We start from the raw sequence: 26,537 nt of genomic DNA on the forward strand, positions 1-26,537 counted from the left end.
GCACTCATGTCGGGCACAATCGCGCAGTTAGGCCTTGCCGTAGATTCGAGCGAAGCGGTCAAGGCCACCTCTGATCTGGAGAATCTCGCACAGGCCGGCGCCAAGGCTGAGAAAGCGGCTGATGGTGTGTCTGCCGGCTTCGACAAGGCGGCGACTGCGACGGCGGATCTATCGACGTCCGAGCGCAAGCTTTCCGAGACGCTCGACGAGGCCAAAGCCCGCCTTCTGGCAACGGCAAAGGCCTCCCTGGAGTCGAGCGAGTATTACCAGCGCCTTACCACCAGCGTGAACACCAACGCTTCCGCTATTGAGTCGTCGGGATCCTCGGTAAGCAGCCTGGCAGCGCTTCAGCGGCGTTTGCAGGCTGAATCGGATGCGCTTGTCGGCTCGACTGATCGTCAGGCCGAGGCAACCAAGAAGGCCGCAGCGGCTACCGGCGTTCAGGCCGAGGGCCTGCAGGAGCTGCTCGGCAAGCTCAACCCAACAATGGCCGCGCTCGACAAGCTCGATCAGCAGCAGGCCCAGTTGCAGAAGTACAAGGCCGCCGGCGTCATTGATGCCGACACCTTCCGCGAGTACTCGACACGTATCGACGCGTCCCGGCAGAAGCTGGGCGAATTCGATGAGGGGCTTCGGAAAACCGGTATCAGTTCGGGGCAGACGCAGGCGGCGCTTCGGCAATTACCTGCGCAGTTCACGGACATCTTCACCAGCCTGGCGGGCGGTCAGAACCCGTTGATGGTTCTGATCCAGCAGGGCGGCCAGATCAAGGACTCCTTCGGCGGCATTGGCCCGACGATGGACGCCCTGAAAGACAAGTTCCGGTCGTTGTTTTCTGGTGGCGCCGGTGCTGCTGTGCTGGGGGAATCCCTCGCAGGTATCGCCTCAGGGGCGAAAGATACCGCCGAGAATGCGGGCGAGGCAAGCGAGAGCCTGTCGGACCTGGCGGAAAGCTCGAACACGGCAGCAGAAGCTGCGGAGAACGCCAAGAAGGCATATGGCGCACTCCCACCGGCAGTAACCGGCGCCTCCATGAGCATCCTTGGAATGGTCGCCGCGGTGGCGGCTGTGGCAGCCGTCATCGGCACTCTGATTTATGGATACAACAAGGGTAGTCAGGAGGCTGATGAGTTCAACAAGGCATTGATCCTCACCGGGAACTACGCGGGCACCTCGGCCGATCAGCTCGCAAGCCTGGCCCGCCAAGTCAGCGCTACGAATGGCACCACGGGCGAGGCTGCCGCCTCACTCGCCAAGCTGGCGGGTAGCGGGGTGGTGGCGGGCGAGAGTTTCGGCATTATCGCCGAGGCCGCAGCGGCCATGGAGGACGCAACGGGCAAGTCCGTCGACGCAACCATTGCTGAGTTCGTCAAAATTGCGAAGGACCCTGTTGCGGCCGCTAAGGAACTGAATGACCAGTACAACTTCCTCACTGCCTCCGTGTATGCGCAGATTGTTGCGCTGAAGGAACAGGGCGACACAGTAGGCGCAGCCGATCTATTGACGAAGGCTTATGCGGACACCGTCCAGGATCGATCCAAGCAGGTTACCGATAACTTGGGCCTGTGGCAGAAAGCCTGGAAGGGGGTGAAGGACGCTGCTGCTGGCGCGCTTGACGGGCTCAACACCGTCGGTCGTGACAAGACGCTTGATGAGCAGATTGAAGACCTGCGAGCCAAGTTGACCGGATCGAATGCCTTCGATGTCGGCGGCGCCCGGATGAACGCCGGCGCTGTCAGTCCGAAAGAAAGAGCGGACATTCAGGCTCAGATCGGCTTTCTCGAGCTGCAACGAGACGCCGATAAGGCCCGCAATAGCTATCTGGGTGAGCGTAATCGCATCCAGAAAGAAGGCATTGATGCCGAACAGCGCCTCAAGCAAATCAGCGACTCAACGCTCAGCAACGCCGAGAAGCGAGACAAGCTGACCAAGGCGTATTTGCGCGACGTCGAGGTGCTGAAAAAAGCGAACCCTGATGACCCAAAGGTCCAGGCCGACTATGTCGCCAAAACCCTCCAGAACATCAAGGACAAGAACAAGGATCCGAAAATTGCTTCGGCCGGCGCTGTAGACCTCACGGCGTACAACGATGCGCAGAACGCGCTCAAGGGTATTCAGGACGAATACGCCAACACCCAGAAGCAGTTGGACGCCGCGCAGAAGGCCGGGCTGATTTCGCAAGCTGATTATGCGACACAGCGTGCAGTTTTGATCCGCGCCGAAAAGGATGAAGTCACCGCCGGCTACGAAGCTGAGATTGCGGCCCTTGAAGCTGCACAGGGCAAGAAGACCACTACAGCCGCGCAAAGCATCCAGCTGGACCAGAAGATCGCTGACGCGCGCGCAGGGATGGTCAAAGCGCAGAAGGATGCCGATAGCCAGCTTGAAGTTTTGGCGACCAACGAGTCCGGGCGACTCGCCAAGCAGGAGCGGGCGATCAGTTCGTACGTGCAGGCGCTGGGGCAGCAACAGCGGGCCTTGGAGTTAGCCGGGCAACGCGCCGTACTGGGCGTAGGCCAGGGTGATCGCCAGAACGCACTCAACGGGGAGCTGAACGGCCAGCAAGATCGGTTTGCTCAGCAGTCGCTGGATCTGGAAAACCAGCGCTCCGATCCATCGCGCAATATGTCGGACGAAGAGTTCACCCGAAAATCGCAGGCGCTCGCCGATGCGAACAAGAAGGCGACCGACCAGATCCGGCAAAACTACGCGGATGTGGAGGCCGCTCAGGGCGATTGGACGAAGGGCGCTACATCGGCCTGGGCCAACTACCTGGATTCGGCGCAAAACATCGCAGGGCAGACCAAGAGCCTGTTCGGCAACGCGTTCAGCTCGATGGAGGATTCAATCGTCAACTTCGCCATGACTGGGAAGCTTTCCTTTGCGGACTTCACCAAGTCGATACTGGCGGACATGGCGCGTATCGCTACCCGCCAGGCCAGTTCGGCTTTGCTGGGTAGCCTGGTTGGCGCAGCAGCGAGCTACTTCGGTGGTAGCGCTGCTGGTGGAGGCAATGGCATGGCCGCCGGGTCTGCGGGTGCCACGTCGTCAAACCTCGGGGCATCATCTGCCGGATACTCCAGCACCTACTTCCCGCAAGCCAAGGGCGGCGCGTGGTCGAGCGGTGTGCAGATGTTCGCCGACGGCGGTGCGTTCACCAACTCCATTGTCAGTAAGCCAACGGCCTTCGGTATGGCCAATGGCAAGACTGGCGTCATGGGAGAGGCAGGAGAAGAGGCAATTATGCCGCTGACCAGAACCTCCAGCGGGAAGCTGGGTGTTATGGCCATGGGTGGTGGCGGGGCGGGTGCAACTCAGATCAACGTCGAGGTGCACATCGATGGTGACGGCAACGCGTCGTCCTCTTCTGACGATCCTGGCTACGACCTATTCGGCAAAGAGCTGGCAACGTTCGTCGAGCAGAAGTACCAGGAGCTGCGGACGAAGGACATGCGCCAAGGCGGCGTCATCAACAAAGCAATCAAGGGGCGCTGATGGCAATCGAACGATTCATCTGGGAGACGGAGAAGGGCGCGGAAGGGGGTGTCGCCCAGCGCGTCCGCACCAAGCAGTTCGGAGACGGGTACGAGCAGTCGGTCGAGGACGGCTTCAACAACCAGTCTCAGTCCTGGCCGCTCACCTTCACCGGCGCCAAGCCCCGGGTTCTGTTAATCAAGGCGTTCCTTGATCGGCACAAGGGGGCAAAGGCGTTTCTCTGGACGCCTCCCCTTGGGGATCTGGGCCTCTACAAGTGTAACGGCTACAAGCCCGTGCACCGCGGCGGCCACGTCTACGCCATCACTGCAACCTTCCAGCAAACCTTTCATCCCTGAGATAACCGCCCATGGCACTGATCACGGACATCCAGAAACTGGAGCCCGGCGGCGAGATTCGCCTGTTTGAAATTGACGGAACCGAGTACGGCGCGGATTACCTGCGCTTTCACGGGCACGCTATTCCGCACACACCCGAAGAACTGCTGGCCTACGAGCATTCCGATGAGGAGCTCCCGGCCAAGTCGATTTGGTGGCAGGGCGAAGAGTACGCGGCCTGGCCGGTGCAGATTGAGGGTATTTCTTCGAGCAGCGATGGTACCGCCTCTCGACCGACATTTTCTGCCGGAAACGTGAGCGGGCGGGTCACCGCGCTTTGTCTCGCCTTCGAGGACCTGCTGAAGTTCAAGCTGACGGTTCGCGAGACGCTGGCCAAGTACTTGGATGCAGCGAACTTCCCCGAGGGAAACCCAACTGCTGACCCAACTCAGGAAGCGCTGGAGATCTGGTACATCGACCAGAAAACCAGCGAGGACGGCGAGGCCGTGGTCTGGGAGCTGTCTTCCCCGGGCGAGATCGATAACCACGGGCTGCCTGGTCGACAGATGACGACCTTCTGCCACTGGGCTATGACCAACGGTTATCGCGGGCCGGACTGCGGCTATACCGGCCCAGCGATGTTTGACGACGAGGACAACCCAACGACAGATCCCGCCCAGGATCAATGCAAGGGTTGCCTATCGTCCTGCAAGCTGCGCTTCGGCGAGAACGAAGAATTGGGATTCGGGGGATTTCCTGCAGTGAGCCTCGTGCCCAGATCGTAGTAGAATATCCTTGTGGCTAGGGCATGCAACCCGAAAAGTCGGCACCTAACCGACCTGCCACTCCTATCCAGTTAGGTCTCACGCTTTAGGGGTGTGATTTGAAGATGAAATACCCAAAAAATTTGGTGGGCTTGCAGTTCGGCAGGCTCACGGTGATCAGCGAAGCGCCAAATGATAGGCCCTATAGGGTCAGTCTTTGGAACTGCCAGTGTGTATGCGGCAATTCTCGAGTCGTCCAAAGATCTGCGCTCGTATGTGGCGTGCAGGTGTCTTGCGGCTGCTTCATGAGGATGCGCGTAAAGGAAACACACACCACCCACGGGCTACATAGGCACTCCGCCTACGGCACATGGAAGGCGATGATTGATCGCTGCTACAACTCCAACTCCAAAGATTTCAAGGATTATGGAGGCCGGGGCATTCAAGTCTGTGATGAATGGCGAGACTTGGCTGGTTTCGTTGCAGGTATGGGGCCGAAGGCAAAAGGCCAGAGCATCGACCGGCTTGATGAGAATGGCGATTACGAGCCAGGAAACTGCCGATGGACTGATGCGCTCGGCCAGGGCGAGCACAAGCGGAATAATGCCATTGTCACGCGCCTTGGTAGTCAGAGGCATATCGCTAGTGTTTGGCGTGAGGCCGGCATAAAAGAATCAACGTTCTACAACCGCCTCAATGCCGGAATGACGCCTGATGAGGCTGCCTCAAAGCCAGTTCGCGCACATAACGCAACGCTGTTTATCGATGGCGAAGAGAGAACTCTAGTTGAGTGGGCGAAGATCGCCGGCGTGACGCAGGCGACGATGCGCAACAGGGTGAAGTCTGGAGTTGTTGGTGGTGCGCTACTGGCACCTCCTCGATCCAGAAAATTATCAGCTTAACCAATGGCGCTACGGCGCCCTTTTTAGTGGGCGCAAATAATGCGAAAACACATCATCACCGCCATCCAGGAGCACGCGGCAGCGGAGTATCCCCGCGAGTGCTGCGGCCTGTTGCTGTCCGTTGGGCGGGCGCAGAAGTACTTCCCGTGCAGGAACATCGCCACGGAGCCGAGCGAAGAGTTCCGGCTCGATCCCGAGGATTACGCCGCGGCGGAAGACCTCGGCGAGGTGATCGGCATCGTTCACTCACACCCGGACGCCACCAGCAGGCCGTCACCGCATGACTTGGCAATGTGCGAGGCCACAGCCTTGCCCTGGCACATCCTGAGTTGGCCTGAGGGTGACCTGCGCACTATCACGCCAGCGGGCAGCACGCCGCTGCTCAAACGCCCGTTCGTGCACGGCGCCTGGGACTGTTGGCAGGTCTGCGCTGACTGGTACCAGCGCGAGTGGGGCCTGGAATTCGAAGCCTTCCAGCGCACTGATGGCTGGTGGGAGCGTGCGGAGAGCGCCAGCCTGTACGAAAAACACTACGAGGCGGCCGGCTTCGTGCGCGTCGACCGGCCGCAGCGCGGCGACATGATCGTTATGCAGGTCGGCCGGGCAGCTCACCCGAACCACGCAGGTATATACCTTGGCACCGATCCGTCGCTGCCTGGTGAGGATTCAGGTGTGCTCGGTCATGGCCCGTTCCTGCTGCACCACCTTTATGGCAGGCCTTCGGAAATTATCGTCTTCGGCGGCCCCTGGCATGACAGGGCGCGCCTGATTCTTCGTCATCGTGACGCTCGGTGATACAGTCGCCACTTTAAGGACGAGGATCGATCATGCGGATTTTGATAGCGGCTGCAGCGGTGGCGATGCTGGCGGGGTGCTCGACATCTCAAGTATCGGCGGACAAGGCCAAACCTGTACCGGCTGATAGGGTTTTGGCATTCTCGAAAAAGCCATCAGGACCGCACGGTACGGTTATCGTCACGCGAGATACGGGATTTGTAGGTGGTGCGTGCTACGTAGGGGTATTGGTCGATGGTAAGTTTTCAGCGCGCATCGATACTGGAGAGGTGGTTCGCTTGTACGTGCCTGCCGGAGAGCACCTGATTGGGCTGTCTGGCGATGAGCGCAGTGGAGGAACGTGCGGCTGGGGCAGCTTGAGAAAGGAACAATCAACAATTGTTCAGGACGGAAGCGTTAAAAAATTCAGGATAGGCGGCGACACCCAAGTCGGCCTCGATATCAGGCCAACATCCATGTGATCGCTAGATCAGGCATGCAGACCACCTTCGGGTGGTTTTTTATTATCTGGAGAAAAGTAATGGCCGCACTCGCTATCGAATATCAGCCTATGACGACAATCTTATTGTATGGGCAACTCCGCCAGTTCGGGCGTTCTTTCCGAATTTCCGTCAGGTCGCCCGCCGAAGCAATTAAAGCTCTTTGTGTCCAGATTCCTGGTTTTGAGCGATTCATCTCAAATGCAAAATCGAGAGGCATCGAGTTCGCTATATTTCGCGGAAGCAAGAATCTCGAAGAAAAAGAGCTTAGCTACGGCGGAACTGGAGATATTCGTATTGCTCCGGTTATCTGCGGGAGTAAGCGTGGTGGCGTGCTTCAAACAGTCGTGGGTGTTGTTTTGCTAGCGGTAGGGGCGGTATTGACTTATGCCTCTGGCGGTACTGCCACACCGTTTACTTCTGGAATGATGATGATGGGCGCTTCTCTTGCGCTGGGCGGCGCGATCCAGATGCTCAGCCCCCAGGCAGGCGGCCTGAAGACCAGCGCGGCACCAGAAAACACCCCCAGCTACGCCTTCGGCAGCGCCAAGAACACCACTGCATCCGGCAACCCTGTGCCGCTTTGCTACGGAAAGCGCCGCGTAGGCGGTGCAATCATCAGTGCTGCGATCTACGCCGAAGACCAGATGTAACCCAACTAAATCAGCGGCATTGCCGCAGGAGACACAAATGACCAAAGTTATCAAAGTTACGCATTTCCGCACCGAGCGCTTTTCACTCACCAAGGATGAGCTGATCGCGGCCCTGCGCAATAAATATGGAGACGAGACGGTCTTCGACGCTGGTGCAATCGACATGGTTTGCCATCAAGGCGTGATCGGTGCCACAGATGAGACTCAGATTTACTTCAAGGTTGACCAGGCCTAGACCTGGTCGCGCCATTTACTGCGGAATGTCGATATTGGCTGTCCGCAGCGCCTGCTCTAACTTCTTCACGCGCTGCTCAAGATTGTTGAGCACGATCTTGAACGATTGAGTCACATCGTACAGTTCGTGAGGGAGTTTTCCGCTTGGCGTTTTGTCGGCGATGCTTTGCAGGTGCCTGCCGAGATCCGCCCAGGCTTTTTCATCGTTCAAAATTAACCTCCTGTTTCATTTACGCCCCAGTCCATGGGCTTGCGGTCAACGGACTGCGGCAGTTCGTTGGAGGCGCAACGCTACTACTCCGGCATCCAATGGCGCTACTGGAGTTTCATCCACGCTGTACAGATACCCATACCGTCCACGAGGCGGTTTTTTATTGCCTGGAGGAAAGCATGGGCGCAGCACGCAAAATCGACATCCACGGTGCCAAGGGCGGCGAAGAGAAACCAAAAACGCCAACGGAAGCCCCCGACAGCCTGCGCTCGGTCGCTATCGCCAAGATGCTGATCGCCATCGGGGAGGGTGAGTTCGAAGGTACGCCCACCGCGCGCGACATCTACCTCGACAACACCCCCCTGCAAGACCCCCAGGGCAACATGAACTTCCCGAACGTGAAGTGGGAGTGGCGCACCGGGGCGGTGGATCAGACCTATATCCAGGGCATCCCCTCGATCGAGAACGAAACCACCATCAGTACCGAACTGCGCAGCGGCACACCGTGGGTTCGGGCGATCACCAATACCCAGCTTTCGGCCGTGCGCGTGCGTTTTGCCTGGCCGGCGCTCCAGTCTGTTGATGCCGGGGGCAACATCAACGGGTACCGGATTGAATACAAGGTTGAGCTGGCCACTGATGGGGGCGCCTATCAGTCGGTGCTGAGCGAGGCTGTCGATGGCAAGACCACCAGCGTTTACGAGCGTACCCGCCGTATCGATTTACCCAAAGCTACGACCGGCTGGCTGATGCGCATCACTCGCATCACACCAAACCAGAACAACAACAAAATCTCGGACACCATGCAGATCGCCGGATTTACCGAGGTGATCGACGCGAAGATCCGCTACCCAAACACGGCGCTGCTCTACATCGAGTTTTCCGCCGAGCAGTTCCGTAGCATCCCGGCCGTGACGGTCGAGACCAAGCTGAAAAAAATGCAGGTGCCGAGCAACTACGACCCTGTGTCGCGCTCGTACAGTGGCGTTTGGGACGGCACCTTCAAGCAGGCCTGGACCGACAACCCTGTCTGGATGACCTACGACATCACTACCGCCGATCGTTTCGGCCTGGGCCGTCGCATCAAGCCGTGGATGGTGGACAAGTGGGAGCTGTACCGGATCTCGCAATACTGCGACCAACTGGTGCCGGACGGAAAGGGTGGCCAGGAGCCGCGCTTCATCTGCAACTTGAACCTGCAGAGTAAAGCTGATGCCTGGTCACTGCTGCGCGATATCTCGGCGATCTACCGAGGCATGACCTACTGGGCCCAGGGTCAGGTATTCACGTTGGCAGATATGCCGCGCGCCACCGACTTCGACTTCGCCTACACCCGGGCGAACGTCATCGATGGCAAGTTCACTTACTCGAGCGCGTCGGAGCGCACCCGCTACACCCGTGCGCTCATCAGCTACGACAACCCGCTGAACAACTACGACACTGACGTCACGGCGGTGACCGACCAGAAGCTGCAGCGGCGTTACGGCGACAACCCGCTCGAAATCAGTGCAATCGGTTGCACCCGTGAATCCGAGGCTCAGCGCCGCGGGAAGTGGGCGTTGCTCACCAACTCCAAGGACCGGGCCGTTACCTTCAAGGTCGGCCTCGACGGGCGCATTCCGCTGCCTGGCTACGTGATCCCGATCGCTGATGAACTGCTGGCCGGTCGGCCGGTGGGCGGGCGCATCTCGGCGGTGAACGGAAAGGTCATCAAGCTGGATCGCGACACCCAGGCCAAGCCAGGCGATCGCCTGATCCTTAACCTGCCCGACGGCAAGTGCGAAGGGCGGACCGTGCAACTGGTCAGCGGCCGGCAGATCACCGTGACCGTTGCTTACTCCGTGGTGCCTGAACCTGAACTGGTGTGGGCGCTAGATGCCGATGATCTGGCCATCCCGCTGTACCGAGTGGTCAGCGTGGCTCGGCCGGAGCCCGGCGTGTTTGAGATATCGGCTGTCCAGTACGACCCGAGCAAGTTCGATCACATCGACACTGGCGCGCGCCTGGAAGAACGGCCGATCAGCGTTGTGCCAATCACCGTCGTTCCGGCGCCGGCGAGCGTCGACATTACGTCGAATTACTCCGTGGACCAGGGCCTTGCCATCAGCACCATGAACATCTCCTGGCCCGCCGTTTCTGGCGCGGTCGCGTATGACGTGGAGTGGCGCAAGGACAGCGGCAACTGGATCAAAGTGCAGCGCACCGGTTCGACCAGCGTCGATATCACCGGAATTTATTCGGGCGCGTACATCGCCCGCGTGCGCTCGGTGAGCGCCTTCGAAATCTCGTCGATCTGGAAAAGTTCAAACCTGACCAACCTGGAAGGCAAGGTTGGCCTGCCGCCGGCAGTGGCGTTCCTGACCACAACCAGCGAGCTGTTCGGGATCAGCATCAAGTTGGGTTTTCCACCAGGTGCAGAGGATACCCAGCGTACCGAGATTTGGTATGGCCCTGCGAACGACCTGGGCGCATCGACCAAGCTGGCCGACCTGGCATATCCGCAGGCTGACTACCGCATGCAATCGCTGCTGGCTGGTGCAACCCTGTTCTTCTGGGCGCGCCTGGTGGATCGTACCGGCAACGTGGGGCCGCTCTATCCGATCGGTAATGGCGTGATGGGCCAGGCCAGTTCTGATGCCGGACCGATTCTTGAGCAGATCAAAGGGAAAGTTGGCGAGAGCGCTATCAGCAAAGAGCTCAACGACCGAATCGACTTGATCGACGGTAGTGGCCCCGGATCCGTCAACGCGAGGATCGATCAGGCTGTTCAAGACTTCGCCGACGCTCTGGCATACGACCCTGAGAAGCCCTACGTTAAAGGCGATATGGTCCGCCAAGGACAGCGGATTTATCAGGCAGAAGGGCCTGTAGCTGTGGGGATCGCTCCTCCGACAGCCCCGTGGAAGGACATCGGTTCAACTCTTGAAGAGGCCAATGCGCTTGCGGGCGAGGTTCACCAGAACACCCTGGATATCGCCGAGGTGGATGGCAAGCTGGTTGCAACATCTGAAAAGGTTGATGGGGTTTACGCTCAGGTCAATCCAACCTATGCAGGCGACACGGCTACCAATGCAGGCGACAACACTGTCAGCGCGGGCGTGTGGTCCGTATGGTCTGCGATTGCCGAGGGTGATTACGCTCAAAGCAAGCGCACTGACTTGGTTGAAGCCTCGGTAAACGCCAACACTGCCGCGATATCAACCGAGACCACGGCGCGAGTCTCTGCCGACACTGCCCTGGCTCAGCAAATCACTACTCTTGGCGCGCAAGTTGGGGGCAACTCTACCGCTATACAAACGGAAACGGCGGCTCGGGTAGCGGCAGATGGGGTGCTTGGCCAGCAAATTACGACCGTAGAAACCAATCTCAACGGGGCCAATGCTTCGATTGCGCAAAACACTCAGGCCATCCAAACAATCGACGGCAAAGTCTCGTTAGGTTGGTCGGTGCGTCTGCAGTACACCTCGGCTACAGGTGAATACAAATGGGCCGGTGTGGGGCTCGGTCTAGAAAACGGCCCTGGCGGCTTACAGTCCAAGTTCATTATCGACGCGGACATGTTCGCCATTGGGCAGGGCGGCACAATTCCGTTTGCTGTAACGGGCGGTCAGACGTTCATTAAAGCCGCGTTTATCCAGGATGGCACGATCACCAATGCAAAAGTCGGGGCTTACATCCAGTCTGATGACTATGTTGCGGGTTCGGCTGGATGGCGACTGAGCAAGACCGGTGTTTTTGAAATCAACGGATCTGTTCCAGGGCAAGGACGGATGACCATGACCAACAGATCTTTGCGTGTATACGACGCCGCTGGACAAAAAAGGGTACAGCTAGGAGACCTATCGGAATGAGTTTCGGTATGCGGATATGGGGGGCTGACGGAGCCCTCCAGCTGGATGAAACATCCTTTACTGTCAGGGTTATATATTCGGCGCTCGTACCAAAAACGGCGGGGCGATTTGTTGATATACCTATATCGGGAGTCACCCCAACAAAAGATTCTTGCGTATGTATTCCAATTTCCCCGTATAGCACGTCCGGGCAAGGGATAGACGCTATTGCGTTTATTCCGTATGTCTACGAGGGATATGTCCGAGTCTTCTTCGGTAGTCCAGCTGCCACAACAGGCCCTACCGGGATAACCACCCAAAGACTCCTGGTAATGAGGTACAAGTAATGTCGTACGGCCTCACATTTACAAACAATGACAACGTCGTAACTCTTGACTCTGAATTTTCAAGACTTGTAATTCTTGATAGCGGCACATGGGCAGGCAGCGGGGGCATAGGTATTGCCTTTTCAAGTGTAATTACAACTGATGAACCCCCGCTTGTGTTTGTTAGGCCGGACCAAGATGACTACTTCGCATCCTGTCTAGTTCAAGGCAGCGCAGGGAATTGGCACGCCTTCAGGTTCAACACGCTGAAAGGAAGTCACTCCAGTGGGAAGTGGTTTATCGCCGCATTCAAATCCGCGCCAATAGCTGATTACGGCCTGCGGCTGTGGGATGCGACCTCGAAGATTATTTTTGATAGCGGCACGCCGTGTGCGCAATTTACGCGCACCATATCCGCGTGGAACTACCTCGGGGCAGAGCAAACGCAGCCAGGAGTTTACAGATATAGCTGGTCCGCTTTTTCACCGCTAAACACTGGCGACTACATGCTTTTAAACAATATCGCCATGGACATGGCGGGCACGGTATCAAGGCAGGGCGTAGTCCAAGCGGTCTGGGATTACGGCGGGAACAGGCTAGTGATTCAGGCTACTGGAGTAGACCTGCCGACCGCGCAGTACATCTCGGTAGTCTTTGCGAAGCCAACTTCTTAAATTAGATCAAGAGAACCCACTCATGGCCAGACAGGAAATTAACCTCGGCGCATTGCCGAACGGTGCAGGGGGCGATACTACGCGCTCTGCGAACACTAAGATTAATGATATGACGCAAGAGCTGTATGCGGTTGCCGCTGGCCTGGGCACTGCTGCAGGTGCGACCTTGACCGTGGGCAATGCCGATACCACGCCAGGGAGGGCGCTAAAAACTGGAGACTTTGGGGTTGGGGCAGATAGCGTTCTGATCACCGACTGGAATGATGCATACGACAATTTCGGCGGAGCATTCATTGCCGGAAATGCGGGGTATCCAGGCGGTACCGGAGAATCGATCAATGCAACCGGCATAAACCTGAGGCGGGGAGGTCGTGTAGGCGCCCAGTTGATGGTTTACAACGGCGACAACCAACTTCTGTTCCGCTCTGCCTACCACGGGTTTCTCCCCTGGGTGCGTGTTTACCACACCGGCAACACCATCCGCATGGCCGACAATACACTAAGGGCGATCTGAACATGGCAAGAGCAGCAATAAACGTTACTGGCGCGGGCGAAAAGTTCGATTTCGCCTCGCTCGGCGGGGCGGATGTGACCTGTTATCGCAAGGGCGTGGGCGTATATTGTGTCGCCGGCACCCAGGGAATGGTCCCATTCCCGCCGCTCGATCAGGGATGGGGTTACGGGCTTCACCCCTCGGACAATCCCGCCGAGGTGAACATCTCGTTTGAGGACGACCTGCTCACGGTCACCGTGACCAAAGAGGGCGAGCCGTACGATCTGAAGGTCATGATCACGCTGCACATCCTGGTGCCGGATATTCCCCCGCAGGAAGAGCTGCCGTCGCCGGAGCTTGATCCTGTGGTGGCTGCACAAACCCAGATCGCGCACTTGCGAGCCGAGGCGGATTACGCAATCGCGCCACTTCAGGACGCCGTCGATATCGATGAAGGGACCGAGGCAGAGTTGGCGACCCTCAAGGCCTGGAAGAAATACCGCGTGGCCCTGAACCGCGTGCCTGATCAGGAAGGCTACCCGCTCGCTATTGATTGGCCCGCCGCGCCGTAGCATCGGCGCCGTAGTCGACCACACCCGCCATTGAGCGGGTTTATTTTTGCCAGGAGAGAGCTATGCCAATCACCGAGCAGCAGTTGCTGCGGATTCTCCCGAACGCCGGCCGCCAAGCCGGCGTTTTTGTTCCTGTGCTGAACACGGCCATGAGCAAATACGGAATTGTCACCATTGCTCGCATTGCGGCGTTCATCGCCCAGGTCGGGCATGAGTCGGGCCAGTTGCGCTATGTGCGGGAGATCTGGGGCCCCACGGCGCAGCAGGCCGGATATGAAGGCCGTGCTGACCTGGGCAACACCGTTAAAGGGGATGGCTCAAAGTACCGTGGCCGGGGGCTTATCCAGATCACTGGCCGGGCCAATTACGCGGCGTGCGGTGAGGCCTTGGGCCTGGACCTGATCAATCAGCCTGAGCTACTGGAGCAGCCGCAGCACGCTGCAATGTCGGCGGCTTGGTTCTGGTCGACGAAAGGCCTGAACACCCTGGCAGATAAGGGTGAGTTCGTGAAGATCACCCGCCGGGTCAATGGAGGGGTCAATGGCCTTGAGGATCGCCAGCGGCTTTACGTCCAGGCGCAGAAGGTGCTCGCATGACGCCCGGGCAGATCCTGGCCGTAATCCTGCTGGCGATGGCGATCAGCGCCGGCGGCACTTGGCAGGTTCAGGACTGGCGCATGGGCAAGAGGTTGGCCGAGCAGGCCGGCCTGCACCAGGGCGAGCTGGACAGGATCAGCGCGGTGGCCATCAAGCAAGTGCGCGACGAGCAGGACAGGCGCCTGGGCCTGGAGAAGACGCTGGCCACCTCCGACCAACAACACACCCGAGAACTTTCCGATGCTCAACGCAACCAGGCACTGCTGCGTGACCGCCTTGCTACTGCTGATGTGCGGCTGTCAGTCCTTCTCGACGCCACGGATTCAGCCAGTGGCTGCAACGTGCCTACCGCCCCCGGCGCCGTCGGCGTGGTTCATGCATCCCGTCGAGCCCAACTTGACCCAGCGCATGCTCAACGAATTGTCGCCATCACCGATGCCGGCGACCAAGGACTGATCGCGCTGCGGGCTTGCCAGGCGTATGTCAGGGCAATTGCTCCTGCTTCCGCTCCTGCAGCAGACGCTGGTTCTCCCTGAACAGGTAGTCGCACTGGCTGGAAACAAGCGACAAGCTGCGCACCTTGGTCCCTAGCACCGTTGTTTCCTCTTGGAGTCTGGCTATTTCTTCGAGCGCCTTCCTGAGCGATTCCTCTGCCTGAGCTTTTCCGGTGGCCAGATCGTCACTCAGTTGGACCAGGCCATGCACATTCGCCCGGGCCTTGCGCAGCTGGTGGTAGAGGGTGCTGATCTCATCTTCCAGCAGAGAGCAGTGGTGCTTGTGCATTTCGAGAGGCGTGGGGCATCCCAGCCACTCGCAGGTGTCTTCATCGATGTTCATGGTTGGTCAATCCGAGTACTGTATGCGTATACAGTAATCGAGGTTTGCAGGTTGTGCGATGTGAGGCGACGAGCTGTAGGGGATTTTGGTTTGGTGTTCGGTCGGCAGGACGCCGGGGAAAGGATAATTGCGGAACAGCTTATAAAATTGCGGAACAGAAAAGATAAAGGCCTGCATGAAGTTCATCATGCAAGCCCTTGATATGTATGGTGCCCGAACCCGGAATCGAACCGGGACGCCCTTACGAGCGGGGGATTTTAAGTCCCATGCGTCTACCAGTTTCGCCATTCGGGCGGCAGCGCGATGAAGCAACTCAATAGGCTTTGTCGAACAAAGCGCTTGAGCGGTGCAGCAGGCTAGGGAATATATAGATCCAGGCACCTTGGCGCAAGTTTGCATGTGCTCTTTTTCTGCTCGATCGGGCGTGTCAGCTTTGAAAAAAAGCCCGCTATATCAGTGATCTACATTTTCCCTGGAGGGGCATGCGACGCCCTGGCGCACTTTCAAGGCTGGCATCGCGCAGGCGTTGTAGCAGCTGTTTAGCGCATGGCATTGTGCGATCATCTACGTTTAGATCAATCGAGTAGGGTAGTGACATGCGCGTCATCACGGTGAGAACCAAAACGGAACTTGAATCTGCCAAGAATGCCGGTTACGAGCAGATCACTGTCCAAGGTGAGCTTGCAGACAAGCTCAAGTCGTCCAAGAAGATTGCGGTAGCGGGAACGATCACCGTTGGGTTGTTGACTGCCGCACTGGCGGCTGTGCCTTTTACCGGTGGGCTATCGATGGCGGCGGCGGCACCTATCGCGGCACTGACGGGACTTGAGATAGCAGCCATTATTGCTGCGGCGTCTCTTGGCCTGGGTCTGATCATCGCCCTGTTCAAAGGCTACGAGGAGATCTCCTTTGAGAAGGGAAAAATGGTCCTTAAAAAGAAACAGTCATGAGTGGTTTTATCGACGGCCCTCCGTACTTCTTCCGTTGCAAGAAGTGTGAGCACCGTTTCACTCGTGCGGTGCGGTTGGGGTTGTTGTGTCCCCAGTGTCATTCGATACGCATTGAACGAGACAGGCAGGTGAACAAGTAAACCGAGGGGGCTTGTGCGAGATGTTCGCCAAGCCCTATCAGATACTTACTCACGCAACCGACGAATAATCTCAGCGTAACCCACCGCCCGTGACAACCGTTGCAGCGCCTCCAGTCGGCGCGAGTAGGCCTGTGCATCACCGTAGGTCAGCTCTACATGCAGGCTGTCGATCATCACCAGGTAGGCCTGCGCCAGTACTTCCCCGGTCTGTTCGTCTACGGCCGGATAGGCTTTGAGTAGCCCCTGCTGGAAGTGGCTGCGGATCATGGCCATATAGTCATTGAATCCGGACATGACCACGCCCCTCAGCGGCGCCGGTGGGTAAAACGCGGCCCTCAACAAGAACCGCAGGGATGCATGGGCGCTGTAGCGGCGCTGCAGGTTGTCGATGTAGACCTCGCCGGGGGCCTTGATCGAACGGGCGTTTTTTGCAAACTGGCTTTGCACGTAGTCGCGCTCGGCCTGCAAGGCAAGTTCGAGCACGACCCCGTAGAGCGCGTCCTTGCTGGCAAAGTGGGCGTACAGCGAGGCCTTCTTGATGCCCGCGCGTACGGCGATGTCATTCAGCGAGGCCGCGTCGTAACCATGCTCGGCAAATTGGTCCAGCGCCAGGTACGCGATGCGTTCGGCGGCCGAGGTCAGGGTGTTGGATGTCATGGTGGGGTTCCTCAATCAGTGCCCGGTCAGGTCATAGGCTGCGCCTGCACCCCGAGGGAGGCTGAGCGTTGTCAGTAGGCAGGTCAGCAACGCACTGGCCAACAGCAGCGTGGCCCAGGCCACCGGTCCATGGTTCAGGGCCAATGCCGACAGTGGCGTTGCACTGGCGGAGATCGACAGTTGGAACGCGCCCAGCAGTGCGGCAGTTGAGCCCAGCGCGCGCTTTTGCGAAGACATGACCAGCGACATCAGCGTGGATTCGGCGATGCCCAGGCCAAACAGGGCGATGGCCATGCCTGCCACTATACCGGGCAGGCCCAGGGTGGTCAGGGTGCAAACCACCGCAATTGCCGAACCTGCGGCCATGCACGTCACGCCGATCATCGACAGACGGTTCAAGCCCAGGCGGCTGACCAGCTTCCCGGCGCTCATCGCCCCGATCAGGATGGCTACGCCGGTCACGCCGAACAGCATGCCAAAGGCTTGCGGGCTCAGGCCGTAGGTCTGTTGGTAGACCAGGGTTGCGCCGCCGATGTAGGCAAACAGAAAGAAGAACACCGCGGCCACGGCGAGGGTCGGGCGCAGGAAGTGCCGGTCCCTGGCAATCGTCAGGTACGTCCGGCATGCGGCGCCCAGGCGCAGCGGTTCCCGGTGGCTGGCGGGCAGGGTTTCCGGCAGCGACAGCCAACTGTTGCCCAGCACTGCCAGGCCAAAGGCGGCGAGTACCAGCATCACCGCACGCCAACCGTAGTGGGTGTCGATCACCCCGCCCAGTGCCGGGGCGAAGATCGGCGCAACCCCTTCGATGGTCATCAGCAATGCAAAGAGCTTGGTCGCGGCTACGCCTTCGCTGACGTCCCGCACCATGCTCATGATCACCACCAGCGTCAGTGCGCTGCCAAGTCCCTGGACGAAGCGCAGGGCGATCAAGGTTTCAAGGGTCGGCGCCCACGCCGCACCCAACGAGCACAGGGTAAACACCACAAGGCCGGCCAGCAGGGGCCGGCGGCGTCCGTAGGCGTCGACGATGGGCCCGAAGATCAACTGGCCAGCGCCCATGGCCAGGAGGAAGAACGTCAGGGTCAACTGCACGCTGGCGAAGCTGCTCTGATACTCGCGGGCAATTTCGGGCAGGCTCGACAAGTACATATCGACAGCCGACGGGCCGAGGGCGCCGATCAGTCCCAGGCCGATAGCCAGCCTCAGGGGAACCCCGGGGGTGGGTTGCGAATTCATACAGACTCCAGATACTAAAACATCCTACCGGTCGGTAGGTTGTGCGGATGTTAACGGCACCTTTTAGATCGGTCAACAGGGCAGAGGCGCCATGAATCCGTGAGTATCGGTACCGATACAACGTGATCGATGCAAGTGAATGAGAGTCGTTATCAATTGTATTTCTTTAAATTCAAGATTGGATTAGACTCGCGCCCGCTGGGCACAAACAGCGTTCTGGGCATCAGAAAAAACAAAAACAGGCGTAGGGGAGCAGGGCGTGAATTTCAACAAAACGACAATGGCGGTGGCAGTGGGTTCGGCGATCTGCCTGTGCAACGCTGCGTGGGCCGCAGAACCTGCGAGTGCTCTGGAGATTGCGCCGATCACCGTCACCGGTGAAAAGATCAACCGTAGCCTGGAGCAGACCCAGTCCAGCGTGGTGGTGGTGACCGACCAGCAACTGCGTGAAAAGCACGACCGTGACCTGGTGGATGTGTTTGCGCGTACGCCAGGTGTGTACAACCAGTCCGGCAATGAAAACTGGGGGATTCGCGGCGTGCCCGTCTCCGGTTTCGACGACCAGGGCCCGGCCACGCTCAACGGTGCGGTGTCGGTATTCGTCGACGGCGCCGTGCAACCGAACCGCGCCCTGACCCTCAGCCCGATGCCGCTGTGGGACGTCGACCAGGTCGAAGTGTTCCTCGGCCCGCAATCCACCACCCAGGGCCGTAACTCGCTGGCCGGCGCGGTGGTGATCCAGACCCGCAACCCGACCTTCGAACCGAGTTTTTCCGCGCGCACCAACATGGGCACCTATGGCGAGCGCGGTGCAGCGGTGGCCGGTGGCGGCGCGCTGGTCGATGACAAGATCGCCGGGCGCATTGCCGTGGATTACCAGGAGGGCGATGGCTACATCGACAACGTCGCCCTGCATGACGACGCCAACCCTAACCGTACCGCCAATGCCCGGGGCAAGCTGCTGATCCTGCCCAACGACGATCTGGATGTGCTGCTGACCTACGCCCATGGCGAAAGCCGCAAGGGTGACAACTCGGCAATGCGCCAGAACGACAAGATCCGTTATTACAAGATGACGTCCAACACCAAGGCCTATGACAAGCTCGCGCAGGACACGCTCAGCGCCAAGGTGGACTACCGCCTGGACGACAACTGGTCGCTGACCAGCCTGACCGCCAATACCCGTTCCGACTATGACGCGCGCCTGGATTTCGACCAGTCCGCCGACGCCAACCAAGTGGTGTTGCGCACCCAGGATGGCGACCTGTTCAGCCAGGAACTGCGCCTGAACTACAGCGGCGACACGCTCAAGAGTTTTGTCGGTGCCTACTACGGCCACAACACCAACAACTTCCACGACCGCCTGTTGTTCAACAACGTCCTGTTCGGCACCGCCAAGGGCGAGACCACCATTGAAAGCAAGGCTGTGTTCGGTGAAATCAACTGGACATTCGCCCCGCAGTGGACCTTGATCACCGGCCTGCGCTACGACCACGAAACCAACGACACCCACATCAAACAGGACGATTTCTCTAGCCCTGGCAAGGTCAGCAAGTCGTTTGATGCGCTCCTGCCGAAACTGGGGCTCGATTACGAACTGGCCGCTAACCAGTACCTTGGCGTGATGGTGCAAAAAGGCTATCGCGGTGGTGGCGTCAACGTGCGTGCCGGTGGCGGCCACGAAGGCTACGACCCGGAATACACCACCAACTACGAGCTGTCCTACCGTGGCTCGTTCTTCGACAAAACCCTGCGGACCCGTGCCAACCTGTACTACACCGACTGGAAAGACCAGCAGGTCAGCGTGCTCGAGCGCAACACCGACTTCGTCCAGGTGTTCAACGCCGGCAGCAGCGATATCAAGGGCCTGGAAGTGTTTGTCGAGAAAGACCTTGGCGCGCAGTTGACCCTGACTGCCGGTGGCTCGATCACCGCAGGCAAGTACAAGGACTTCGTGACCGGTGATGGCCGCGATATGAGCGGCGAGGACTTCCTCTATTCGCCCAAGTACAAATTGTCCCTGGGCGGCCTCTACCGCTGGAACGAGCGCCTGACCCTGAACACCGACCTGGTGTACCAGAGCACCGCGCCGTCGGAGTATGAGTTCGATACTGCAGGCAAAGTCACGGGCGAGCGCCGCAGCGACAACTACTGGCTGGTCAACTTCAACACCGAGTACAAAGTCACCAAGAATGTCGCGGTCTCCGGCTTCGTGAAAAACGCCTTCGACAAGGAATACATCACCAACAACCGCAGCGGCGATATCGTCGATGTGGGCGCACCGCGCACAGTGGGCCTGGCGTTGCGCTACGACCTGTAGGGTAATGATTCGCTGGCCAGTCAACTCCCACAGTTGATTGGCGGCGTTTTCAAACCATGGATTTTTCGCTTTCCATTTAAGAGCTTTCCTAAATACGTCGGTAGGAGATGTCGTGAGAATGAGCGCACTTCTATCTCATCTGTGATGTGTCATGTCCTTTCTACCGATTCGTGTTCTGGTCCTCGAAGAGCACCCCTTCAAGCAGCTCGTTGCCATTCAGGCCTTCAAGGACGCCGGCTGTGACAGCGTGGAGGGCGTGGCCGACGTGAAGGCTGCGCTGCAGTTGCTGGACCACGCAGGACCGGTGGATATCGTGCTCTGTGCCTTGGACGAGGCGGGCATGCAGGGGCTCACTACGCTCGAATTGCTCAGCCGTACCCGCCGGGTCAAGTCGCTCATCATTTGCAGCGTGCTTGCCCCCGACCTGCAAGACGCCATCGACCGTATGGTCGGCATGCTGGGGGTCAGCGTCCTCGGGTATGTCGATGTGCCAGTGCGCGCAGGGGCGATCACCCCGCTGTTAAGCCGATACCTGGAAACCACTGTCGCCCCCGGGCATGCCGCTCAGAAGGCACGCCACACGCTCGCCAGCCAGGCCGGCCTGGAACAGGCCATTGCAGGGCATGAGCTCAAGGCGTTCTTTCAACCCAAGTTCAATTTGGCGAGCGGTGAAGTCGGCAGCCTTGAAGTGCTCGCGCGCTGGGAGCATCCGCAGTACGGCGTGCTATGCCCGGCGGATTTCCTGCCGCAGGTCAGCCAGTTCGGGCTGATGGACCCTTTGTTTTTTGCCCTGCTGGAACAGGCGTTGGCCTTTGTGCAAACGGCGCAGGCACAAGGGCACGTGCTGTCCCTGGCGTTTAATCTGGAGGCCGAGCAACTGTCTAACGAGTCACTGTTGCCACAGCTGTGCAAGGCGCTGGAGTGCTACGCCATACCTGCGTCGCGCCTGACTTTCGAAATCACCGAAAGTGGCCTGCTGGAAGTCTCTCCCAGGGTGCTCGAAACCTTGATCCGCCTGCGGATGATGGGGGCCGGCCTGTCCATCGATGACTTTGGTATCGGCTACTCCTCACTGGAGCGCCTGTGCCAGTTACCGTTCACCGAAATCAAGCTCGATGCGCGCTTCGTTCGCGACCTTGACCGCAGCCCTCGTAACCGTGCGGTGATCAGCAGCACCCTGGCCTTGGCTGAAGCGCTGGATATGGCGGTCGTGGTCGAAGGCGTAGAGCACGAAAGCCAGCGCCAACGCTTGCTCAAGTTGGGTTGCCATCAGGGCCAGGGCTATCTCTGCGCGCGGCCCATGAGCGCCGCGCGTGCGCTCTCGTGGCTGGAGATGAGGTCGGCGTCACGCAGCACGCGCTGATGTTGGGAAACAGGGGCTAGACTCAAGGGCTCACTTTCCTTTTTGGAGACTCCAGATGCCCCATAAAAACACCATCTGCCTCTGGTTTGACGGCGCCGCACTGGAGGCTGCCAGGTTCTACGCCGCCACATTCCCGGACAGCACAGTCGAGGCCGTACACAAGGCGCCGGGCGACTATCCCGCGGGCAAGCAGGGCGATGTGCTGACCGTGGAGTTCACCGTCATGGGCATCCCATGCCTGGGCCTCAATGGCGGATCGGGTGTCCAGCACAACCAGGCGTTTTCATTCCAAGTTGCCACTGACGACCAGGCTGAGACGGATCGCCTGTGGCAGGCGATTGTCGGCAATGGCGGCGAGGAAGTTGCCTGTGGCTGGTGCCGCGACAAGTGGGGCCTTTCCTGGCAAATCACCCCGCGCATGCTCATGGCGGCGATCATCCATCCCGACCCCGCGGCGGCCAAGCGTGCATTCGGTGCAATGATGGGCATGGTGAAAATCGACATCGCGGGCATCGAGGCGGCGCTCAAGGGTTGATGAAACCCTGGTATAACGTGCGTTTTCAATACAGGAACGGCAAGGGAATGCAGATGAAACTGACGGCCCAGAGGCTGGTCGAGCTGGCGATGGCCAACCCCATCAACGCTCAATTGACCGCGCGTCTGCCAGCCCTTGGCCTGGACCAATGCCTGTTGACGGCGGGTTGCCTGTTCCAGTCGGTATGGAATCATCAGGCCGGGCTCAGCCCCGATTGGGGGGTGAAGGATTACGACGTGTTCTACTTTGACACCGATATGTCCTGGGAAGCCGAGAATGAGGTGATTGAGCGCGCCAGCGAACTCTTGCGCGACCTGGATGCGAACATTGAAGTGAGGAACCAGGCGCGCGTGCACCTGTGGTATCCACAGCGGTTCGGCATGCCTTACCCGCAGTTGCACACAGCCCGTGGCGGGGTGGATCGCTACCTGGTGGCGGGCACCTGTATCGCCTTGGCCGTGGACACTGGCGAAATCTATGCGCCCTACGGCCTGGCCGACATCGGGCAGGGAATACTTCGACTCAACCCCATCACCCCGCAGCCAGAGCTGTTCGAGCACAAGGCCAAGAGCTATCAGGCTCGTTGGCCATGGCTCAGGATTGAGGCCCCATAGACTAAACTGCGAAACCTGGCTTGCCAGTGATGGTGATAATCCAAAGGCTTTAACACCGGTGTTTGCCGCGACACAGGCAGGTGATTTTGCTGTTCTGCGTGCTGGCAGGGTGCCACAATGCCATTTTGTCGCAGCACTAGGGATCAGGCGAATCAAATGAATGGCCTTGGGCGTGAGCAGGACCAGGATTTGTTTATCGAAGAGCAGGTGCGTACCGACCGCTTGCATCAGCTGTTTCGCCAATCCTTTTCTGCGGTTTTTGGCAGCTATCTGGCCGCTGGCATGCTGTGCTGGCTGTGCTGGGACCGGCTTGAACCGCGCCTGATGATCGGCTGGCTGGCATTGCTGGCCGGCTCGTCGCTGCTGCGTTTGTCGATGTTCCTCCAGTATTTTCGCAGCCCCAAAAATGAGCGCACGCCGCAACGTTGGGAGCGGCATTATTGGCTCACCCTGGTGCTGTCGGCTGGAATCTGGGGGCTGGGCGCCTTTGCGGTGATGCCCGCCGATGACCGGTTGACCCAGGCGCTGGTCATGCTCTTTGCCGTGGGCATGTCGGTCAGCGCGGTGTCGTGCTACTCGGCCTATCGGTACATGACCATAGTGTCCATGGCCCTGGTGTTGTTGCCCTGTACCCTGTGGCTGCTGCTTCAACCGTCCAAGATGCAGACGGGCATGGCGGTCGCGGTGCTGGTGTTCTCGTCATTTGTCGTGGGCGCCTCGCGCAAGTTGTCGCAGGCGCTGGAGACGGCGTTTCGCTTGACCCGCGAAATAGAGCGGGCCCACAGTATTTCAATGCGCGCCGCCCAGACCGACGAACTCACCGGGCTGATGAACCGCCGGGCGTTTTTCGAGCAGGCCCAGGTGCTGTATGACCAATGCAAGCGTACGCACCAGCCACTGAGCGCGCTGATGCTGGATATGGATCACTTCAAGACGATCAACGATACCTACGGCCACCAGGCCGGAGACCGGGTGTTACGGCAGATTGGCCAGGTGATCAGGGCGTCGTTCCGCCAGGCTGACGTGTACGGGCGCCTGGGGGGCGAGGAGTTTGCGGTGTTGTTGCCAGACACCACCCTGGAAGTGGCCCGGGAGATCGGCGAGCAACTGATCCTGGCCATTGCGGGCCTGACTACCGACCCTGGGCTGGACCTGACCGCGAGCCTGGGCGTGGCCTCGACCCATGCCGTGGGTGACGACTTGCAGCATTTACTGAACAGCGCCGACAAGGCCCTGTACCGCGCCAAGGCCATGGGGCGCAACCAGGTGGCGGTCGCGTCCTAGCCTCAATCCTTGCCCATCGCCCTGGCCAGCACTCGTGAAATCTGGTCGGCGGAGTAGGGCTTGGCCAGGAACTCAAAGCCGTCATAGCCGGACTTGGCCAGCTCTTCGCTGTAACCGGAGGTGAGGATCACCGGCAGCTCGGGCCGGCGCCGGCGCAATTCCCTGGCCAACGCCACGCCGCCCATGCCTGGCATCACCACGTCGGAAAACACCCCGTCGAACGCCCGGGCATCCGGGCCGATCATCTCCAGGGCTTCTTCGGCATGGGTGGCCCACACCGTCTGGTAGCCCAGGTCCTGCAGGATCTGGTTGGCGAAGCGGCCCACTTCCAGGTTGTCTTCCACGATCAGGATGCGCCGGCGCACGGCGTCCGGGTCCAGTTCCAGGGGGGGCTGGAGGGTGCAGTCGTGGATCGCTTCGGGCTCCACCTGCGGCAGGTACAAGGTAAACACGGTGCCTTTGCCGAGCACACTGGCGACATCGACGTTGCCTCCCGATTGCTTGGCGAACCCGAATACCTGCGACAACCCAAGCCCGGTACCTTTGCCAACCTCCTTGGTGGTGAAGAACGGCTCGAAGATGCGTTCAAAGGTCGCCCCGGCAATCCCGCTGCCGGTGTCCGCCAGGGAGATCGCGACAAAGGCTTTGCTCGAGCCGCCATGCCCGCGTATGCACGGCAGCGGCTGGTCTCTTTCCAGGCGCAGCACTAGCGTGCCCTGGCCGTCCATAGCGTCCCGGGCGTTGAGGGCGATGTTGATCAGGGCGGTTTCAAACTGGCTGGAGTCCGCGCAGACATAACAGGCCAGTTCAGGCAGTTCGACGCTGACATGGATCCGCGCGCCGGTGACCGTCTCCAACATGTCGCCGATGTTCTTTACGCGCACGCCGACATTGAACACTTGCGGGTTCAGCGGTTGGCGCCGGGCAAAGGCGAGCAATTGGCTGGTCAGCTTGCTGGCACGCTCTACGGTATCGGTCACGGCACTCATATAACGCTGGCGGCGTTCTTCGGGCAGGTTGGGCATGCGCAGGAAGTCGACCGAGGAGCGAATGATCGTCAGCAGGTTGTTGAAGTCGTGGGCCACACCACCGGTCAACTGGCCAATGGCTTCCAGCTTTTGCGACTGACGCAACGCCGCCTCAGTCTGGTTAAGCAGAGTGGTGCGTTCCACCACCCGCTGCTCCAGGGTCGCATTCAAATCGGCCAGCGCCGACAAGCCCTCGCGAACGATGGCATCGGCCCGCACCCGTTCGATATGGGCCCAGGAGCGTTCGGTGACTTCACCCAGCAGCGCCAGGTCGTAGGAAGACCAGCGGCGCGGGATGCGGTCGTGAATGGCCATCAGCGCGGTCAAGCGCCCGGACTTGATCAAGGGCATGCAAATGGTCGCCGTCACGCCAATGGCCTGGAAGGTCGCGGCTTCCTCGGGCGTCAGTTCCGTCAGGTTGTCGTTGATGATCAACGGCTCGCCGGCCTGCAGGCGCTCGACCGCCAATTGGCCGAAGTCGGCCAGGCGGTAATTTCCGACGATGCTCGGCGAGCCTTCTGCGGCCCAGTTGTCGCGGATGGTAAAGCCGTCTTCATCGGCCTCCATGTCTGCATAAGCGCAGTTGGACAGGTTCAGGTGGGTCGCCAGGATCCGTGTGGTGGCGGCCATGATCGCCGCCGGATCGGTGGCATTGGCCACCCCATTGCTGATTGCATCCAGCACGGCGAGGCGGCGGGCCATGAACACGGAGTTGGTGGTTTCGGTGACGGTATCGAGAATGCCCACGACCGTGCCGCCGGCATCGCGGATCGGGCTGTAGCAAAAGGTGAAATAGGCCTGTTCCGGTGCGTCACCGCGCTCGATGATCAGCGGGAAATCTTCGATAAACGTAGCGTGCCCGGCAAATGCGGCGTCGGCGATCGGGCTGATCTGGCTCCAGGCTTCCTGCCAGATGGTACTGAAGGGCTGGCCCAGTGCGTCGGGCTTGTTACCGAGGATCGGCAGGAACGCGTCGTTGTACAGGGTAACCAAACCCGGCCCCCAGACCACCGCCTGGGGAAAATGCGAAGCAAGGCTCAGTGACACGGTGGTCTTGAGCACATCCGGCCATTGGTCCATTGGCCCCAGAGGGGTGCTGGCCCAGTCATGGCGGCGAACCCGTTCGGCCATTTCACCGCAGCCTTGTAGCCAGTCTGTCATCTACTCAACACCTAGTTCGTCCCACGCTGCGATATGGCACCGCAATATCAAACAACAGACCCGGGCAATGC

26 protein-coding genes and 1 tRNA gene are annotated in these 26,537 nt (G+C 59.5%); 21 read left to right on the forward strand and 6 right to left on the reverse strand.

Annotation, left to right across the window (positions count from 1 at the left end):
* Positions 1-6: 6 nt before the first annotated feature.
* The 8 genes from AC19YY_RS18755 (at position 7) to AC19YY_RS18790 (ending at position 7,640) form a co-directional block, all read left to right on the forward strand.
* Entirely contained in the window at positions 7-3,495 is a 3,489-nt protein-coding gene (locus AC19YY_RS18755) for a phage tail tape measure protein (RefSeq protein WP_500604645.1), read from the forward strand.
* Positions 3,495-3,833, forward strand: coding sequence for a phage tail protein (locus AC19YY_RS18760; protein WP_500604646.1), 339 nt, complete (start codon positions 3,495-3,497; stop codon positions 3,831-3,833). Before AC19YY_RS18755 ends, AC19YY_RS18760 begins: the two co-directional genes overlap by 1 nt.
* Positions 3,834-3,844: 11 nt before the next feature.
* Entirely contained in the window at positions 3,845-4,597 is a 753-nt protein-coding gene (locus tag AC19YY_RS18765) for a phage minor tail protein L (RefSeq protein WP_500604647.1), read from the forward strand.
* A 359-nt stretch (positions 4,598-4,956) separates the two neighbouring features.
* Positions 4,957-5,478 carry a cyclin family protein gene (locus AC19YY_RS18770; protein ID WP_149411880.1) on the forward strand — a complete coding sequence of 174 codons (522 nt, stop codon included), beginning with the start codon at positions 4,957-4,959 and terminating at the stop codon, positions 5,476-5,478.
* 39 nt (positions 5,479-5,517) lie between these two features.
* Entirely contained in the window at positions 5,518-6,273 is a 756-nt protein-coding gene (locus AC19YY_RS18775; protein ID WP_500604648.1) for a C40 family peptidase, read from the forward strand.
* 32 nt (positions 6,274-6,305) lie between these two features.
* Positions 6,306-6,734, forward strand: a complete 429-nt coding sequence (locus tag AC19YY_RS18780; protein WP_500604649.1) for a hypothetical protein — start codon at positions 6,306-6,308, stop codon at positions 6,732-6,734.
* Positions 6,735-6,793: 59 nt separating this feature from the next.
* Positions 6,794-7,405: a tail assembly protein gene (locus tag AC19YY_RS18785; RefSeq protein WP_500604698.1), complete on the forward strand. Its 612-nt coding sequence runs from the start codon at positions 6,794-6,796 to the stop codon at positions 7,403-7,405.
* A gap of 37 nt (positions 7,406-7,442) precedes the next feature.
* Positions 7,443-7,640: a hypothetical protein gene (locus tag AC19YY_RS18790; RefSeq protein ID WP_169884052.1), complete on the forward strand. Its 198-nt coding sequence runs from the start codon at positions 7,443-7,445 to the stop codon at positions 7,638-7,640.
* A gap of 15 nt (positions 7,641-7,655) precedes the next feature.
* Here the strand turns inward: AC19YY_RS18790 and AC19YY_RS18795 are convergent, their stop codons facing one another.
* Positions 7,656-7,850, reverse strand: coding sequence for a hypothetical protein (locus AC19YY_RS18795; protein WP_149411886.1), 195 nt, complete (start codon positions 7,848-7,850; stop codon positions 7,656-7,658).
* Between the two features lie 179 nt (positions 7,851-8,029).
* On the opposite strand from AC19YY_RS18795, the gene AC19YY_RS18800 reads away from it, so the two are divergent.
* The 7 genes from AC19YY_RS18800 to AC19YY_RS18830 all read left to right on the forward strand — a co-directional run bounded on the left by AC19YY_RS18800 (position 8,030) and on the right by AC19YY_RS18830 (position 14,877).
* Positions 8,030-11,701: a TipJ family phage tail tip protein gene (locus tag AC19YY_RS18800; RefSeq protein ID WP_500604650.1), complete on the forward strand. Its 3,672-nt coding sequence runs from the start codon at positions 8,030-8,032 to the stop codon at positions 11,699-11,701.
* Positions 11,702-11,709: 8 nt separating this feature from the next.
* Positions 11,710-12,027, forward strand: coding sequence for a hypothetical protein (locus AC19YY_RS18805; RefSeq protein WP_338124826.1), 318 nt, complete (start codon positions 11,710-11,712; stop codon positions 12,025-12,027).
* Entirely contained in the window at positions 12,027-12,680 is a 654-nt protein-coding gene (locus AC19YY_RS18810) for a hypothetical protein (protein ID WP_500604651.1), read from the forward strand. Before AC19YY_RS18805 ends, AC19YY_RS18810 begins: the two co-directional genes overlap by 1 nt.
* Positions 12,681-12,702: 22 nt before the next feature.
* On the forward strand, positions 12,703-13,194 hold the full coding sequence (locus AC19YY_RS18815) for a hypothetical protein (protein ID WP_500604652.1): 492 nt from the start codon (positions 12,703-12,705) through the stop codon (positions 13,192-13,194).
* Positions 13,195-13,196: 2 nt separating this feature from the next.
* On the forward strand, positions 13,197-13,745 hold the full coding sequence (locus AC19YY_RS18820; RefSeq protein ID WP_170060775.1) for a tail fiber assembly protein: 549 nt from the start codon (positions 13,197-13,199) through the stop codon (positions 13,743-13,745).
* Between the two features lie 62 nt (positions 13,746-13,807).
* Positions 13,808-14,341: a glycoside hydrolase family 19 protein gene (locus tag AC19YY_RS18825; protein WP_172314968.1), complete on the forward strand. Its 534-nt coding sequence runs from the start codon at positions 13,808-13,810 to the stop codon at positions 14,339-14,341.
* Positions 14,338-14,877 (forward strand): lysis system i-spanin subunit Rz, encoded by a 540-nt coding sequence (locus AC19YY_RS18830; RefSeq protein WP_172314966.1) that lies wholly within the window; start codon positions 14,338-14,340, stop codon positions 14,875-14,877. The genes AC19YY_RS18825 and AC19YY_RS18830 overlap by 4 nt, the downstream gene beginning before the upstream one ends.
* Here the strand turns inward: AC19YY_RS18830 and AC19YY_RS18835 are convergent.
* Both AC19YY_RS18835 and AC19YY_RS18840 read right to left on the reverse strand, forming a co-directional pair.
* Complete coding sequence (locus tag AC19YY_RS18835) at positions 14,825-15,178, reverse strand: hypothetical protein (RefSeq protein ID WP_169872220.1); 354 nt, start codon at positions 15,176-15,178, stop codon at positions 14,825-14,827. The two genes, AC19YY_RS18830 and AC19YY_RS18835, sit on opposite strands and share 53 nt — an antisense overlap.
* 207 nt (positions 15,179-15,385) lie before the next feature.
* Positions 15,386-15,472, reverse strand: a tRNA-Leu gene (locus AC19YY_RS18840).
* Positions 15,473-15,774: 302 nt separating this feature from the next.
* Between AC19YY_RS18840 and AC19YY_RS18845 the strand changes: the two genes are divergently transcribed.
* Positions 15,775-16,128 (forward strand): PM1101 family membrane protein, encoded by a 354-nt coding sequence (locus tag AC19YY_RS18845; protein ID WP_169957038.1) that lies wholly within the window; start codon positions 15,775-15,777, stop codon positions 16,126-16,128.
* 185 nt (positions 16,129-16,313) lie between these two features.
* Here the strand turns inward: AC19YY_RS18845 and AC19YY_RS18850 are convergent, their stop codons facing one another.
* Both AC19YY_RS18850 and AC19YY_RS18855 read right to left on the reverse strand, forming a co-directional pair.
* On the reverse strand, positions 16,314-16,925 hold the full coding sequence (locus tag AC19YY_RS18850; protein ID WP_432755623.1) for a TetR/AcrR family transcriptional regulator: 612 nt from the start codon (positions 16,923-16,925) through the stop codon (positions 16,314-16,316).
* Positions 16,926-16,940: 15 nt separating this feature from the next.
* Positions 16,941-18,161 carry a multidrug effflux MFS transporter gene (locus tag AC19YY_RS18855; protein ID WP_169957040.1) on the reverse strand — a complete coding sequence of 407 codons (1,221 nt, stop codon included), beginning with the start codon at positions 18,159-18,161 and terminating at the stop codon, positions 16,941-16,943.
* Between the two features lie 259 nt (positions 18,162-18,420).
* Here AC19YY_RS18855 and AC19YY_RS18860 point away from each other — a divergent pair, with 259 nt between their 5' ends.
* The 5 genes from AC19YY_RS18860 to AC19YY_RS18880 all read left to right on the forward strand — a co-directional run bounded on the left by AC19YY_RS18860 (position 18,421) and on the right by AC19YY_RS18880 (position 24,277).
* Positions 18,421-20,481 carry a TonB-dependent receptor gene (locus AC19YY_RS18860; RefSeq protein WP_500604653.1) on the forward strand — a complete coding sequence of 687 codons (2,061 nt, stop codon included), beginning with the start codon at positions 18,421-18,423 and terminating at the stop codon, positions 20,479-20,481.
* A 151-nt stretch (positions 20,482-20,632) separates the two neighbouring features.
* Positions 20,633-21,844, forward strand: coding sequence for an EAL domain-containing response regulator (locus AC19YY_RS18865; protein ID WP_170043219.1), 1,212 nt, complete (start codon positions 20,633-20,635; stop codon positions 21,842-21,844).
* A 55-nt stretch (positions 21,845-21,899) separates the two neighbouring features.
* Positions 21,900-22,379, forward strand: coding sequence for a VOC family protein (locus tag AC19YY_RS18870; RefSeq protein WP_169957043.1), 480 nt, complete (start codon positions 21,900-21,902; stop codon positions 22,377-22,379).
* Between the two features lie 53 nt (positions 22,380-22,432).
* Positions 22,433-22,993, forward strand: a complete 561-nt coding sequence (locus AC19YY_RS18875; RefSeq protein ID WP_169957044.1) for a nucleotidyltransferase family protein — start codon at positions 22,433-22,435, stop codon at positions 22,991-22,993.
* Positions 22,994-23,149: 156 nt separating this feature from the next.
* Positions 23,150-24,277 carry a GGDEF domain-containing protein gene (locus AC19YY_RS18880; protein ID WP_170043221.1) on the forward strand — a complete coding sequence of 376 codons (1,128 nt, stop codon included), beginning with the start codon at positions 23,150-23,152 and terminating at the stop codon, positions 24,275-24,277.
* Between the two features lie 2 nt (positions 24,278-24,279).
* On the opposite strand, the gene AC19YY_RS18885 is transcribed toward AC19YY_RS18880, so the two are convergent.
* Positions 24,280-26,466: a response regulator gene (locus AC19YY_RS18885; RefSeq protein ID WP_170058020.1), complete on the reverse strand. Its 2,187-nt coding sequence runs from the start codon at positions 26,464-26,466 to the stop codon at positions 24,280-24,282.
* Between the last annotated feature and the right edge of the window lie 71 nt (positions 26,467-26,537).

It is taken from the genome of Pseudomonas sp. MF09156 (genome assembly GCF_059862305.1).

Coding starts and splice junctions, on each gene's coding strand:
- AC19YY_RS18815 (WP_500604652.1), top strand. CDS start 12,703: ATGGCCAGACAGGAAATTAACCTCGGCGCATTGCCGAACGGTGCAGGG.
- AC19YY_RS18830 (WP_172314966.1), top strand. CDS start 14,338: ATGACGCCCGGGCAGATCCTGGCCGTAATCCTGCTGGCGATGGCGATC.
- AC19YY_RS18820 (WP_170060775.1), top strand. CDS start 13,197: ATGGCAAGAGCAGCAATAAACGTTACTGGCGCGGGCGAAAAGTTCGAT.
- AC19YY_RS18785 (WP_500604698.1), top strand. CDS start 6,794: ATGGCCGCACTCGCTATCGAATATCAGCCTATGACGACAATCTTATTG.
- AC19YY_RS18870 (WP_169957043.1), top strand. CDS start 21,900: ATGCCCCATAAAAACACCATCTGCCTCTGGTTTGACGGCGCCGCACTG.
- AC19YY_RS18880 (WP_170043221.1), top strand. CDS start 23,150: ATGAATGGCCTTGGGCGTGAGCAGGACCAGGATTTGTTTATCGAAGAG.
- AC19YY_RS18845 (WP_169957038.1), top strand. CDS start 15,775: ATGCGCGTCATCACGGTGAGAACCAAAACGGAACTTGAATCTGCCAAG.
- AC19YY_RS18765 (WP_500604647.1), top strand. CDS start 3,845: ATGGCACTGATCACGGACATCCAGAAACTGGAGCCCGGCGGCGAGATT.
- AC19YY_RS18775 (WP_500604648.1), top strand. CDS start 5,518: ATGCGAAAACACATCATCACCGCCATCCAGGAGCACGCGGCAGCGGAG.
- AC19YY_RS18850 (WP_432755623.1), bottom strand. CDS start 16,925: ATGACATCCAACACCCTGACCTCGGCCGCCGAACGCATCGCGTACCTG.
- AC19YY_RS18835 (WP_169872220.1), bottom strand. CDS start 15,178: ATGAACATCGATGAAGACACCTGCGAGTGGCTGGGATGCCCCACGCCT.
- AC19YY_RS18825 (WP_172314968.1), top strand. CDS start 13,808: ATGCCAATCACCGAGCAGCAGTTGCTGCGGATTCTCCCGAACGCCGGC.
- AC19YY_RS18760 (WP_500604646.1), top strand. CDS start 3,495: ATGGCAATCGAACGATTCATCTGGGAGACGGAGAAGGGCGCGGAAGGG.
- AC19YY_RS18805 (WP_338124826.1), top strand. CDS start 11,710: ATGCGGATATGGGGGGCTGACGGAGCCCTCCAGCTGGATGAAACATCC.
- AC19YY_RS18780 (WP_500604649.1), top strand. CDS start 6,306: ATGCGGATTTTGATAGCGGCTGCAGCGGTGGCGATGCTGGCGGGGTGC.
- AC19YY_RS18885 (WP_170058020.1), bottom strand. CDS start 26,466: ATGACAGACTGGCTACAAGGCTGCGGTGAAATGGCCGAACGGGTTCGC.
- AC19YY_RS18875 (WP_169957044.1), top strand. CDS start 22,433: ATGAAACTGACGGCCCAGAGGCTGGTCGAGCTGGCGATGGCCAACCCC.
- AC19YY_RS18755 (WP_500604645.1), top strand. CDS start 7: ATGTCGGGCACAATCGCGCAGTTAGGCCTTGCCGTAGATTCGAGCGAA.
- AC19YY_RS18790 (WP_169884052.1), top strand. CDS start 7,443: ATGACCAAAGTTATCAAAGTTACGCATTTCCGCACCGAGCGCTTTTCA.
- AC19YY_RS18800 (WP_500604650.1), top strand. CDS start 8,030: ATGGGCGCAGCACGCAAAATCGACATCCACGGTGCCAAGGGCGGCGAA.
- AC19YY_RS18865 (WP_170043219.1), top strand. CDS start 20,633: ATGTCCTTTCTACCGATTCGTGTTCTGGTCCTCGAAGAGCACCCCTTC.
- AC19YY_RS18770 (WP_149411880.1), top strand. CDS start 4,957: ATGATTGATCGCTGCTACAACTCCAACTCCAAAGATTTCAAGGATTAT.
- AC19YY_RS18810 (WP_500604651.1), top strand. CDS start 12,027: ATGTCGTACGGCCTCACATTTACAAACAATGACAACGTCGTAACTCTT.
- AC19YY_RS18855 (WP_169957040.1), bottom strand. CDS start 18,161: ATGAATTCGCAACCCACCCCCGGGGTTCCCCTGAGGCTGGCTATCGGC.